Raw genomic sequence first — 12554 nt, 5'->3', positions numbered from 1 at the left:
GCTCACCCCGTCTTTCCGGCGGTGCCGGTGCCGACCCGGGCCAGCACGTTGCGGTCGAGCAGCGGCTGCCACCAGGCCTCGTTGTCCAGATACCAGCGCACCGTCTTCTCGATCCCGCTCTCGAAGGTCTCGCGGGGCGTCCAGCCGAGCTCGCGCTCGATCTTGGCGGCATCGATGGCGTAGCGGAAATCGTGGCCCGGCCGGTCGGTGACGAAGGTGATCAGCTCGCGCCGGGACTTGCCGCCCGGGAGCGGCGGCGCATGGCGGTCCAGCAGGTCGCAGATCGTCTCGACCACGGCCAGGTTGGACATCTCGTTATGGCCGCCGATATTGTAGCTCTCGCCTTCCGCGCCCTTGGACAGCACGGTCCACAGCGCCCGGGCATGGTCCTCGACGAACAGCCAGTCGCGCACGTTCTGGCCGTTGCCATAGACCGGCAGGGGCTCGCCCCGCAGACCCTTGATGATCATCAGCGGGATCAGCTTCTCGGGGAAGTGGAACGGCCCGTAATTGTTCGAGCAGTTCGACACCACGACCGGCAGCCCGTAGGTCTCGCCCCAGGCCCGCACCAGATGGTCGGACGAGGCTTTCGACGCCGAATAGGGCGAACGCGGGTCGTAGCCGGTCTCCTCGGTGAACATGCCCTCGTCGCCGAGCGAGCCGAACACCTCGTCGGTGGAGATGTGGTGGAAACGGAAGCCCGCCTTGCGGCCGTCCTCCAGGCCGCCGAAATGCTGGCGCGCGGCCTGCAACAGGCGGAAGGTGCCGATGATGTTGGTCTGGATGAACGCTTCCGGCCCGTCGATCGAGCGGTCCACATGGGACTCGGCCGCCAGATGCATCACCGCGTCCGGGTCATGGGTCTCAAACACCCGCTTCAGCGCCGCCGAGTCGGTGATGTCGACCTGCTCGAAGGCGTAGCGGTTGCTGTCCTCGACGGCGCGCAGGGCGGTACCGCTGGCCGCGTAGGTCAGCTTGTCGACATTCACCACACGCACATCGGTCTCGGCGATCAGCAGCCGGATGACCGCCGATCCGATGAATCCGGCGCCGCCGGTGACCAGAACCGTTTTCGGTGTCGCCATGACCCTCTCCAGCGCCGACGTCAGATCGAGAAATAGGCCGGCAGATCGGCCAGCTTGGGATGCTTGGTGTCCTTGTCGGACAGGGTCGGCGTCGCGCCGTTCAGCGGCCAGTCGATGCCGATCGCCGGATCGTCCCAGGCCAGGCCCTTGTCGTTCTCCGGCGCATAGGGAGCGGTGACCTTGTAGATCACCTCGGTATCCGGCTCGAGGGTGACGAAGCCGTGGGCGAAGCCGACCGGCACCAGGATCTGGTTCCAGGCCTCGGCCGAGATCTCCGCGCCGACCCAATTGCCGTAGGTGGGCGAACCCTGGCGGATATCGACGGCCACGTCGAAGATCCGGCCCTTCACCACCCGCACCAGCTTGTCCTGGGCGAAGGGCGGGGTCTGGAAATGCAGGCCGCGCAGCACGCCGACGGCCTGGGACATGGAGTGATTGTCCTGGACGAAATCCAGGCTCAAACCGTGCTCGGCGAAGGCCGCCTTGTTGTAGGTCTCGGAGAAGAAGCCGCGGGGGTCGCCGAACCGCTTCGGCGTCAGGATCTTTACGTCCGGGATTGCCAGCGATTCTACCTGCACGTTCTATCCTCCGGATACGCTTGCCGGCCCAGGCCTTGGGATCGATCGGAGGGCGGGCGAGAAACCGCGGCGGGTGATAGCATGGTGCAAGTGACGTCTACAACTCCGCAGGCAGGCGCGTTTCTTCGGAGCGCGGCAATATGCTAGTGTTCACCTTAAGTGCCTTTTGACACGATTGTATGATACCGAACTCCTGCTAAGAGGAGGACGGGCGGAATTTATTGGTCGGGAAAACGATCGGGACCTGATGAGCCTGACGACAGAACCTTTTGACCGGCGGGTTGTTGCCTTACGCCCCAGGGCAGTCAGCACCAGCCCCGCGATGGAGTCATCCCAGCGCGAGCCGGTGCGGGCTCACGCCTGCACGGTGGTCGTCGTGTCCTACCGGACCGGGTCGGTTCTGATCGACAGCGTGACCGCCGCTCTGCAGCAGGAGGGCGTGCGATCCGTCGTCCTGGTCGATAACGGGAATTCGTCGGACACCCGTGCCGCGATCGACGCGCTCGCTGCCGAGGACAAGCGTCTTGTCGTCATCCGGGGACAGGGCAATGTCGGGTTTTCCCGGGGCTGCAATCTCGGCGTGCGCTACGCCAAGACCGCCTATGTGCTGCTGCTTAACCCGGATTGTGTCCTGCGGCCGGGCGTGGTGAACCGGGTGTTCGCCGTGTTCGACGACGCCCCCCAGGCGGCCATGGCGACCGTGCGGATCGAGAATCCGGACGGCAGCGAGCAGCGCGGCGGCCGGCGCAACCTGATGACGCCCTGGACCTGTCTGGTGGAGCTGTTCCGGCTCGACCGGCTGATGCCGAACCACCCGCATTTCCAGCGCCTGAACCTCAACGAGACCGAGCCGCTGGACAAGGTCACCGCGGTGCAGTGCATCTCCGGCGCCTTCATGATGATCCCGACGGAGACCTACAACGCGCTGGGCGGCATGGACGAGGACTACTTCCTGCATGTGGAGGACGTCGACCTGTGCATGCGGGTCGCCAAGTCCGGCAAGCAGATCCTCTACGTCCCCGACGCGGCGGTCACCCATGTGAAGGGCACCAGCCGAGTCTCGCCGTTCACCGTCGAGTGGCACAAGTCGATCAGCGCCACGAAATATTTCCGCAAGCATTTCCGGCCGCAGTATCCGGACCTGATGCTCAGCATCATAAGCGTCGCGATCTTCGCCCGCCTGGCCGTCCGGGCGGTGCCGATCACGCTCGCCTGGATCGGCGAGCGGCTGCGCAGCGGCTCCGGCCGGTAGGCCCCAACCGCCTTACCCCCGCCAGCCCGCCAGGAAGCCACCGAAGATGGCGCGAAGCTTCGCGCCCCTGTCGGTCTCGTAGACGGCCGCCTTCCAGACATCGTAGAGCGCCGCGGTGACGTCCCAGCCCACCCAGGCAGGGACCTCGGCCGCGAACCGCCGCCAGACCCGCACCCGGTTGCGGTGGATCAGCCGTCTGCGCCAGGCGGAATGGGTGTTCAGCGCCACCCTGCGGCCCAGCACCTCGGTCTCATGGAATTCGCCCAGCCGATGGGTGAGCACGGCGTCGCCGATGCCGACGATCTCGAACCCGGCCCGGCGCAGGCGCAGGCTGAACTCGATATCCACGTAATCGATGAAGAACGACCCGGCCATGGGCCCGACCACGTCGAGCACGTCGCGGCGGAGCAGACTGCCCGAGGCGATGGCGAAGACCCCGTCGCGCACCACCGCCCCCGGCACCATCCGACCGCGCCGCAGGTCCCAGCCGGTGCCGCTGGACAGCAGATAGGGCTTCAGCGTGCCCTCGGCGTCGCTGAGCCGCGGCGACAGCAGGCCGACCCGGTCGCGGCCCGCCAGCGACCGCCAGCCGTCCAGCAGCCGCACCACCATGTCAGGCGCGGGCACGCTGTCGTCATCAAGCAGGAGGATCCAGTCCGCCCCAGCGACCCGGGCGAGCTCCAGCCCCTGGTTCTGCGCCGCCGCCAGGCCGAGGTTCTCGGCATTCTCAATCAGGGTGAGCGTCGATGCCGCCGCTGCCCGGTCGCGCAATCGATGGCGGACATCGTCCGAACTGGCGTTGTCCACCAGCACGACCCGGCCGCATTGGGCGAGCGCTGCATCCAGCACGGCGTCCAGCCGCGCGTCCGGCTCGTGGCTGACGATCACCGCGACGATCGACGGGTTGTCCGCATCGCGTGTTGAAAGCCGGTCCGGCAGGTCCGCGATCGGCCGGGCATCGATCCCGCGCCGCAGGAAGCGCAGGGGCGACCAGGTCATCGACCCCAGCGCGCTCACCTCCGCCGTCTGGGCGATCGCGGAGCGTTCCCGCATCGTCTCTGGAAGGGACCGCAGCGCCTCCAGCAGCGCGCTTGCCCGGGCGCCGCCACCGCCGCGCAGCAGCCCCGCCAGCACACCGGCAAGCGCCAGAGCGGCCATCACCGGCGAGAAGACCAGCCCCGCCAGCGCCGGCATGCCCCGCAGATAGGTCCAGACCCGGTTCCGGGTGGCATGACGCAGCACGAAGGCCGAGGAGGTCGAGCCGGAGCCCACATGGCGCACGACGGCCCAGGGCGTGATCACCGAGCGCCAGCCCACGCGCCGGAGCCGCAGGGCGAGGTCCACATCCTCGTAGTAGCAGAAGAACCGCTCGCAGAACCCGCCGACCGCCTCGAACGCCTCGCGCCGGTACAGGGCCGCCGCCGCACAGGGCCCGAAGACCTCGCTCTCGGCCACCGGCACGGCGAGCCCGCCCTTGCCGCCCCGCCAGGCCGCTCCCCACGGGGCGTAGGGGTCGCCCATCCCGTCGAGCCGGTCCGGATCCCCGTCGCTGAGCTGGACAGAGGCGATGCTCGCCGCGTCGGGATGGCGTTCGGCGGCGGCGATCAGCGCGTCGAGCCAGCCGGGCTCGGCGAAGGCGTCCGGGTTCAGGGTGACCAGATAGCTCCCCCTGGCCGAGCGGGCGGCCAGGTTATTCCCGGCGGCGAATCCGACATTCTCCGGCGATCGCACCAGGGTCAGCCAGTCGTAACGGGGGATCGCCTCCACGGCCCCGTCCGTGGAGGCGTTGTCGACCAGGATGACCTCGAAGTCCCACCGCGTCTGGCGGTCCAGCGCTTCCAGGCAACGGCCGAGATCCGGGCCGGACTGGTAGGCGACGATCAGGATGGAGGCAACGGGAGGGGCTGCGGGCACGGTCTCAAATCGCTCACGTCAAATTCGGAGCCCCACCCTACCACGGCCGGAAGCCCGCGCGAGCGTCCCCGGACTTAACAGGCGGGGGACTTGACAGGCCGGGGGCCGGACTGGCCAATGCGGCACCTTTGAACGAGCCGCACCATAGGACGCAATGACCCGCATCGTTTCGCGTTTCCCGCTGCCCCCCATGAGCCTCGGCACCGAGCGCTACCTGACGGTCCATACCTACGGCGATCCCGACGCCACGCCCAAGGCCTATATCCAGGCCGCCACCCATGCCGGCGAGTTGGCGGGGTCACTGGCGCTGCACCACCTGATCCGGCGCCTGGACGCGGCCGAGCACGAGATCCTCGGCCATATCATGCTGGTGCCGATCGCCAATCCGATCGGCCAGTCCCAGGTCATGCGCGGCACCCTGTCCGGACGCTTCGCCGAGGCCGACGGCTCCAACTTCAACCGCGGATTCCCGGACATCGCCGCCGAAGTGGCGAATGCCGTGCGCGGCCGGCTGACCGACGACGCCCGCGCCAATGTGGTGCTGGTGCGCGAGGTGATCGCCGACATCCTGGCCGAACAGGCCAGCATGGCGGAGACCGAGATCGACTATCTGCGGATCACCCTGATGCGGCTCGGCTGCGACGCGGACCTGGTGCTGGACCTGCATTGCGAGGAAGAGGGGCTGGTCCACCTCTACCTCGACACCATGCACTGGCCGCAGGCGAGCGACCTGTCCCGCCTGCTGGGCAGCGCGGTCACCCTGCTGACCAACCCGACCGGCGCGATGTCCTATGACGAGGCGTTGACCACCCCGTGGCGCGAACTCGACGAGGAGTTGGGGGCCGCCGGCATGCGCGACGGCTGCCTCTGCTCCACGGTGGAGCTGCGCGGAGCCGGGGATGTGGGCGACGCCCTGGCCGAGGAAGACGCGGACCGGTTGTACCGCACCCTGCAGCGCTACGGCATCATCGCCGGCGGGGAGGACCTGGAGATCGACACCAAGGCCGCCGTGCGCGCCGTGCCGGTGGAAGGCATGGAGCGGGTCCAGGCGCCGACCCCGGGCATCATCAGCTTCCGGGTACAACTGGGCGCCGAAGTGACGGAAGGCCAACCGATCGCCGACCTGATCGACCCGACCGCCGACGACCCGGCCGAGGGCCGCACCGAGCTGTTCGCCGAGAGCGACGGCATCGTCTACGCGCGGCGCATCCAGCGCTTCGCCCATACCGGTGCCACGGTGGCCAAGATCGCCAGCAACCGGCCGGTCACGGTGACGTCGAGCCACCTGACGGACTGAGCGCCGCAATGAAAAAGCCCGCCCGGGACGACCGGAGCGGGCTTTCAAAATCGGATCGTGGACGCCGTTTACTTCAGCAGGTCCAGAATGAAGCGCGGCAGGGCGAAACTGCCCTGGTGGACCGCCGGTGTGTAGTAGCGGGTGGCGATATCCGCCTTGGCGAAGCGGTCTTCCAGGACCGACAGGTCGGTCTTGCGCTTGGCCGCATCGTCGGTCGCCCAGCCGAAGGCCATGAAACCACCCTGGTAGGTCGGCACCGGGGCGACGAAGAACCAGACATCGGCGAAGCTCTTGCCGAGACGGTTCCAGGAATTGGTCACTTCCGTGCCCTGCAGGGCCGGCACGCCGTTCTGCGTCACCACGATGCCGCCCTCGGTCAGGCAGCGCTTGCAGTTGGCGTAGAACTCGGCGGTGAACAGGACCTCGCCCGGGCCGATCGGGTCGGTGCTGTCGACGATGATCACATCGAACCGGTCGCCGGTCTCGGCCACATAGGCGGCCCCGTCGGTGATGATCAGCTCGAAGCGCGGGTCGTCGAACGCACCGGCGCTGAGCGACGGCAGGTGCTCGACGCTCATGTCGACCACCGCGCGATCGATCTCGACCATGGTGAGGTGCTCGACCTCGGGGTGCTTGAGCACCTCGCGGGCCATGCCGCCGTCGCCGCCGCCGATGATCAGCACGCGCTTGGCGTTCCCATGGGCCGTCAGCGGCACATGGGTCAGCATCTCGTGATAGACGAACTCATCGCCCTCGGTGGTCTGAACCACCCCGTCGAGAGTGAGCACCCGACCGAACTTCTCGTTCTCGAAGATGATCAGGTCCTGGTGCTCGGTCTTCTCGCGGTAGAGCACGCGATCCATGCGGAGGCGCTGCGCCAGCCAGGGGTGCAGCGTCTCCGTGAACCATTCCGTCATACCACCATGCCCCGGCGGTGATCGCCGACATTGACGCGCTCGGGCCCGAAGGCCTCCTTCAGCACGTCGATCGCCTTGTGCGGCTGGGCGTCGCCGCACATGAACACGTCGAACGCCGCGTAGTCGCATTCCGGCCAGGTGTGGACGGAGATGTGGGACTCGGCCAGCACCGCCACGCCCGACACCCCGCCATTCGGCGAGAAGTGGTGCAGGTGGATGTGCAGCAGGGTCGCACCGGCCTCGGTCACGCACTTCTTCAGCGCGGTCTCGATATGCTCGATGTCGTCGAGCCGGGACGCGCCCCAGAGGTCGATGATCAGGTGAGTGCCGGCGAAGGTCAGACCGTCACGCTTGACGAAGTGGTCGAAGCGTTCGTCCGAACTACTGAAACCCGTGGAGGGAAGCCGGATGACATTGTCGTCGCTGTGACGACGGGCGGATTCGTCCTGGAATTCGCTCGGCTGAGTGGCCGAGTCCATCCCCAATTTGGCGGTGAGTTCCATTGTCTCACTCCTCCTAACCAGAAGATTGACCCAGCTACCCTTAGACCCTCCACCCCCATGGACCACGAGGAGCCCTACGGGACGAGCGGAATGGGCAGACAAGAAAACCCACCCCACAGGGGGCGGGCATCACGAATATTCGCCGGTTTGGACCCCACCCTCATCCGAGGGCATGGCGATCATCGTGCAGGCAGTGCGTCGAGTCACCTCCGTGGGGGCTACGCCCCTGACGCTGAACACTGAACCTCGGGTCTCCACCTCCGGCCCAAAAGAAAAGGCCCGGACCCGAGGAGCACGCGCTCCGCCGTTTCCCGGCCGTTTCTGCATCGGAACATGGAGAGATTTTGCTGACCGGTCAAGGGGATTCGTATGGTTTTTCGCGGCATGACGGGCTTGACCCCCGCGCATGGCTCGGGGCTAGCTTTCCGGGAATAATTTCGCTGTGGAGACGTCCATGCCCATCGACCTGTGGCTTGCCTTCGTCACCGCCTCGCTGGCGATCCTTCTGCTGCCCGGCCCCACCACCATGCTGATCGTCGGCTATGCCCTGGGCGACGGAAGGCGGGCCGCCTTCGGCGCGGTCGGCGGTGTCCTGGCCGGCGACCTCGCCGCCCTCGCGGTATCCGCCATCGGCCTCGGCGCGATCCTGGCGAGTTCGGCCACCGTCTTTACCGTAATGAAGTTCGCCGGGGCGGCCTACCTGATCTGGCTCGGCGTGAAGATGTGGCGGGCGCCGGTGGATCCGGATGCGATGGATGCGGCCCAGGCGGAAGCCGCGGCCGACCGCCGGGCGAAGGGCCGGCGCCGCGCGCTGCACGGGTTCATCGTCACCGCGCTGAACCCGAAGCTGATCGCCTTCTTCATCGCCTTCCTGCCGCAGTTCATGACGCCCCATGCCCCGGTGCTGCCGCAGCTTCTGATCCTGGCGCCCACCTTCCTCGGCGTGTCGGTGATCACCAACTCGCTCTATGTGCTGGCCGCCAGCGCCGCCCGAAGCCGGCTGCGCTCACGCCGCGCGCTTACGGCGGTAAACCGGGTCGGGGCCGGATGCCTGATCGGCGCCGGCGTGCTGACGGCGGCGTTGAGGCGCGCGTGAGGATAGCGGCCGCCCCGCTCCTGTTCGCGGCCCTGCTCGCGGCTCTGCTCGGCGCCTGCCAGATGGCCGAGGTCAGGGACGACCGCTTCGTGCGGTTCTTCGACGAGCTGGCCTTCGGCAGCGGCGCCGACGGGGCGGCCGACAAGCGTCCGGTGATCCGGCGTTGGGAGGGAGCGCTGGTCTGGTCGGTGACCGGATCCGAGGCCTTCCAGGAAACCGTCGCCGCCCGGGTCGCCCTGATTGCGGCGATCGCCGGACGCGAGGCGCAACGGGTGCCCGAGAACGGGCCGATCCAGATTACCCAGGACCCGGCCGGGACCACCTATCCGGTGCAGGACAACCTCACCGCCTGCTTCGCCCGGGTGCTGTATGCCGGCGACCAGATCGTCCGCGCCCGGATCCGCATCGCCGAGGACACACCCGGCAGGATCGTGCGCTGCACCGACCACGAGATGATGCATGGTCTGGGGTTTCCTTCCCATTCCGCGGCCATCGCCTCGGTCATGAGCCCGCTGCATACCCAGGACCGGCTCAGCCGCTGGGACATCATGGCGATCCGCGCCCTGATGTCGGAGCGCCTGGCCGCCGGCACCCCGCGGGACGTGGCCCTGGCCGAGGTCGAGCGCCTGCTGCCCGAGGTGCGGGCCTTCGCCGACACCCAGACCCAGGCCGTGCGGACCGACTGACCCCGACCCCGATGTGGAGGATACGATGAGACCCATTCTCGCCGCTTTCATTCTCGGTCTCCTTGCCCTTCCGGCCGGAGCGTCCCACGCCTCCGAAGATGCGGGCCTCGACTGGCAGTCCGTGCGGGCCGAGGAGTCGAAGATCGTCATCCAGCTGCCGGAGGCCCTGGGATCGGGCATCTTCCTGCGGGCGATGAACGACAGCTTCAGCAGCACCTTCCACGTCGCCCGCTACAAGTCCGACAAGATCAGGCTCGACCGGGCGATGCTGGTCTACCTGGAGCTTCAGCCCGGCTACCATTTCCGCTCGCCCCGATCGACCGACCGGGTGCTGAAATGGAAAGTGCTGCAGAACGCCGATATCGACCTTGGTCAGAAGCTGCAGGTGGCGACCGAGCGCGGCACCCTGGACGTGCAGCGCTTCCGGCTCGAGGACCGGGTGGAATGCGCGGCACTCGCCCAGACCTGGGGCGGATCGGGCTCTGAGACCACCTCGGCCGGTACCGAACAGATCCTGGGCTACCTCTGCGAGGAACCGGAAGTCGCCGTCACCCTGGAACGGATCGAACAGGTCGCCCAGGCCATCGTGGTCCGCGACTGAGCCGGCCCGACAGACCGTGACATACGTGCCACGGCTTGCATGGGTCGGTCCGAGGCGTTATGGCCGGGGGGAGACCGGGGGCGGGTATGCGACCGGCGCCGCAGAAATGTCAGCGGCGCCTTGAATTCTTGAGAGAGGAATCATGCGCGAAACCCTGAGACGTCTGTCCTTCGCCGCGGCCCTGGCGGTCATCGCCGGTGCGGCCCTTTCCGCCGCGCCCGCTTCTGCCCAGTGGAACAAGGTGCGCGGGGCGGAGTCGAAGATCCGCCTGACCCACCCGATCGTGGAGAACACCCAGGCGACCTACACCACCCGGCAGGATGGCGGCACGCCCGCGACCCAGCACGCAGCCATGTACCAGTCCACCGAGACCCGTCTGGCCCGGGCGCTTGTGGTCTACGAGGAAATCTCCAGCGGCGATCGCCTGCACAGCCCCGACGACCCGCAGCAGATCGGCAACCTGATCGGCCAGACCCGCGGCGCGAAGCCGGAATTCGGGGAGGCCTTCGACGTGATCTCCGGCACCCGGCAGTTCACGGTGCGCCGCTTCTCCAGCGGGGCCGACCTGTGCTTCGCCTTCACCCGCGCCTGGGATCAGGGCAAGACCGAGATTGTGGAGGCGGGCAACCGCGCCACCTGGGGCTTTGCCTGCGCCAATCCGAACGACGCGGTGGCCAACGACACCATCGCCGACGTGCTCTCCGGCCTGGCGATCAACGACGGCTGAGGCTCGGTCCGCCCTTCGGCACGCCCCGACGGGGCGCGTGTCGAAGGGTCACTCAGGCCGCTTCACGACGAAGTCGATCTCCACCAGCGCGCCGCGCGCCAGGCCCGTCACCCCGATGCAGGTGCGGGCCGGGCGGCGGTCCTCGGCGAAGTAGCGGGCATAGACGGCGTTCATGGCGGCGTAGTCGCGCTCGAACTCGGTGATGAAGACGCGGGCCTGGACCACGTGCTCGAAACCGAGGCCGAGCCCGGAGAGCACCTGCTTCAGGTTCTCCATGGTCTTGACGGTCTGCGCCTCCACGCCCTCGGGCAGCGGCGCGGAATCGTCGTCCGGATCGGTGGCGAGCTGGCCGGTGACCAGCACCCAGCCGTCCACCTCCACCGCATGGCTGTAGGGCGCGACAGGTGCCGGAGCACCCGCCAGCATGTGAAAGATCGGTGCGCTCATACTCGGCTCTCCCCTGTCGGCCGTCTCAGCCGGCCCGCCGGCGGCGGCCGCGACGGCGGCCACCCTCGTCCTCGATCCCGTCCGGCGCATGGTTCGACAGCCGTCCGCCCTTGGCCCAGGGCGCGCCCAGCTCCTCGGTGATCCGCTCCAGCGTCGGCCGCGCGCCGGGCACATAGCCCTTCAGCGCCTCGGCGATGGCGCGGACATGTTCGGGCTTGGAGCCGCAGCAGCCGCCGACGATCCGCGCCCCGGCATCCCGCACGATCCGGGCATAGACGGCCATGGCCTCCGGCGTGCCGTCATAGACGATGGCGCCGTCGACATATTGCGGGATGCCGCAATTCCCCTTGGCCACCACGACCGCAGCGGGATCCGCCTCGGTCAGGCCGAGGACGGTCTGCGCCAGTTCCGCCGGCCCGACGCCGCAATTGGCGCCGATGGCGCTGGGCGGAGTCGGCAGCGACCTGGCCAGAGAGGCGAAATCGGCCGGAGTCAGGCCCATCATGGTGCGGGCATTGGTGTCGAAGGTCATGGTGGCGACGATCGGCAGGCCGGTGCGCGCGGCGCCGGCAACGGCGGCGGCCATCTCCTCGGCGGCGGAGATCGTCTCGATCCACAGCACGTCGGCCCCGCCTTCCGCCAGCCCCTCGGCCTGGGCGGCGAAGGCGGCCTCGGCGGTTTCCGGCGTCAGTGCACCCAGCGGCTCGAACAGCTCGCCGGTCGGCCCCATGGAACCGGCGACCAGAGAGGTCTTGCCGGTCTCTTCCTTCCAGCGGTCGACGGCCGTGCGGCAGACCCGGGCGGCGGCGGCGTTGAGCTCCTTCACCCGGTCCTGGGCGCCGTGCAGCTTCAGACGATGGGCGGTGCCACCGAAGCTGTTTGTGAGCACGATGTCGGACCCGGCCTCCAGGAAACCGCGATGGACGGTAGCAACCTTCTCCGGCGCCTCAACGTTCCACAGCTCGGGCGAGTTGCCGGTCTCCAGCCCCAGGGCGAACAGGTTGGTGCCCATGGCCCCGTCGGCGATCAGGTGGCCGCGCTCGGCCAGCAGGTCCAGCAACGCATTCGACACTCAGGTGGTCCCCTGTTCCGTGGAGCCCGCCATGCGGCGGCGCTTGGTCATGCGGCGGCGGTTCTCGCCGGCCTCGGTCTGGCGCTGGCGCAGGGCCTCGATAACCTCCAGGCGCCGGGCGTCGTCGTAGCGCGACCAGTGGGCGATCTCCTCCATCGAGCGGTAGCAGCCCAGGCAGAACCGGGTCTCGCGGTCGATCGAACAGACGCCGACGCAGGGGCTGGGCACGGTGGCGGCCGGACGCGGCGGGGAGGTTTCACTGGTCATGGCGGCACTCTATCGGCTGATCGGTGCGGTGCATAAACGAAAGCGACGCCGATGCATCCACCGGCGTCGCTTCCAGACATTTTAGACGGCACCGCCTCTGCGGCGCCAGGGC

14 protein-coding genes are annotated in these 12554 nt (G+C 68.2%); 6 read left to right on the top strand and 8 right to left on the bottom strand.

All coding sequences use genetic code 11. From position 1 onward, the window contains the following. Window positions 1-2: 2 nt before the first annotated feature. Together rfbB and rfbC are read right to left on the bottom strand one after the other, a co-directional pair. Window positions 3-1085, bottom strand: a complete 1083-nt coding sequence (rfbB, locus tag ACOQOP_RS22075) for a dTDP-glucose 4,6-dehydratase (protein WP_420563977.1) — start codon at window positions 1083-1085, stop codon at window positions 3-5. A gap of 20 nt (window positions 1086-1105) precedes the next feature. Then, a complete protein-coding gene (gene rfbC, locus ACOQOP_RS22070) occupies window positions 1106-1663 on the bottom strand; it encodes a dTDP-4-dehydrorhamnose 3,5-epimerase (protein ID WP_420563976.1) in 558 nt (185 codons plus the stop codon). Window positions 1664-1985: 322 nt separating this feature from the next. Between rfbC and ACOQOP_RS22065 the strand changes: the two genes are divergently transcribed. After that, window positions 1986-2915, top strand: a complete 930-nt coding sequence (locus tag ACOQOP_RS22065; RefSeq protein WP_420563975.1) for a glycosyltransferase family 2 protein — start codon at window positions 1986-1988, stop codon at window positions 2913-2915. A gap of 12 nt (window positions 2916-2927) precedes the next feature. On the opposite strand, the gene ACOQOP_RS22060 is transcribed toward ACOQOP_RS22065, so the two are convergent. After that, window positions 2928-4829, bottom strand: coding sequence for a glycosyltransferase (locus tag ACOQOP_RS22060; protein ID WP_420563974.1), 1902 nt, complete (start codon window positions 4827-4829; stop codon window positions 2928-2930). A gap of 154 nt (window positions 4830-4983) precedes the next feature. Between ACOQOP_RS22060 and ACOQOP_RS22055 the strand changes: the two genes are divergently transcribed. Continuing rightward, window positions 4984-6126 (top strand): succinylglutamate desuccinylase/aspartoacylase family protein, encoded by a 1143-nt coding sequence (locus ACOQOP_RS22055; RefSeq protein WP_420563973.1) that lies wholly within the window; start codon window positions 4984-4986, stop codon window positions 6124-6126. Window positions 6127-6194: 68 nt separating this feature from the next. Here the strand turns inward: ACOQOP_RS22055 and speE are convergent, their stop codons facing one another. Continuing rightward, entirely contained in the window at window positions 6195-7043 is an 849-nt protein-coding gene (gene speE, locus ACOQOP_RS22050) for a polyamine aminopropyltransferase (protein WP_420563972.1), read from the bottom strand. Next, on the bottom strand, window positions 7040-7546 hold the full coding sequence (gene speD, locus ACOQOP_RS22045; protein WP_420563971.1) for an adenosylmethionine decarboxylase: 507 nt from the start codon (window positions 7544-7546) through the stop codon (window positions 7040-7042). Before speD ends, speE begins: the two co-directional genes overlap by 4 nt. Before the next feature lie 454 nt (window positions 7547-8000). On the opposite strand from speD, the gene ACOQOP_RS22040 reads away from it, so the two are divergent. The 4 genes from ACOQOP_RS22040 (at window position 8001) to ACOQOP_RS22025 (ending at window position 10656) form a co-directional block, all read left to right on the top strand. After that, the gene (locus tag ACOQOP_RS22040; RefSeq protein ID WP_420563970.1) at window positions 8001-8642 is read left to right on the top strand and encodes a LysE family translocator; all 642 of its coding nucleotides are present in this window, start codon (window positions 8001-8003) and stop codon (window positions 8640-8642) included. Next, a complete protein-coding gene (locus tag ACOQOP_RS22035; RefSeq protein WP_420563969.1) occupies window positions 8639-9328 on the top strand; it encodes a DUF2927 domain-containing protein in 690 nt (229 codons plus the stop codon). The genes ACOQOP_RS22040 and ACOQOP_RS22035 overlap by 4 nt, the downstream gene beginning before the upstream one ends. 25 nt (window positions 9329-9353) lie before the next feature. Beyond that, window positions 9354-9929 carry a hypothetical protein gene (locus ACOQOP_RS22030; RefSeq protein WP_420563968.1) on the top strand — a complete coding sequence of 192 codons (576 nt, stop codon included), beginning with the start codon at window positions 9354-9356 and terminating at the stop codon, window positions 9927-9929. 142 nt (window positions 9930-10071) lie between these two features. Continuing rightward, window positions 10072-10656 (top strand): hypothetical protein, encoded by a 585-nt coding sequence (locus tag ACOQOP_RS22025; RefSeq protein ID WP_420563967.1) that lies wholly within the window; start codon window positions 10072-10074, stop codon window positions 10654-10656. Window positions 10657-10704: 48 nt separating this feature from the next. Here the strand turns inward: ACOQOP_RS22025 and ACOQOP_RS22020 are convergent, their stop codons facing one another. Genes ACOQOP_RS22020 through ACOQOP_RS22010 form a run of 3 tightly spaced genes read right to left on the bottom strand, consistent with a single transcriptional unit; the run spans window position 10705 to window position 12442 of the window. After that, window positions 10705-11103: a RidA family protein gene (locus tag ACOQOP_RS22020; protein ID WP_420563966.1), complete on the bottom strand. Its 399-nt coding sequence runs from the start codon at window positions 11101-11103 to the stop codon at window positions 10705-10707. Between the two features lie 25 nt (window positions 11104-11128). Beyond that, on the bottom strand, window positions 11129-12175 hold the full coding sequence (gene bmt / locus ACOQOP_RS22015) for a betaine--homocysteine S-methyltransferase (RefSeq protein WP_420563965.1): 1047 nt from the start codon (window positions 12173-12175) through the stop codon (window positions 11129-11131). Beyond that, complete coding sequence (locus ACOQOP_RS22010; protein WP_420563964.1) at window positions 12176-12442, bottom strand: DUF1289 domain-containing protein; 267 nt, start codon at window positions 12440-12442, stop codon at window positions 12176-12178. Window positions 12443-12554 lie beyond the last annotated feature (112 nt).

This window comes from Thalassobaculum sp. (assembly GCF_965223715.1).
GTDB lineage: Bacteria > Pseudomonadota > Alphaproteobacteria > Thalassobaculales > Thalassobaculaceae > Thalassobaculum.
The sequence above is the reverse complement of the archived record's forward strand: the minus strand, read 5'-3'. Positions and strand labels throughout refer to the sequence as shown.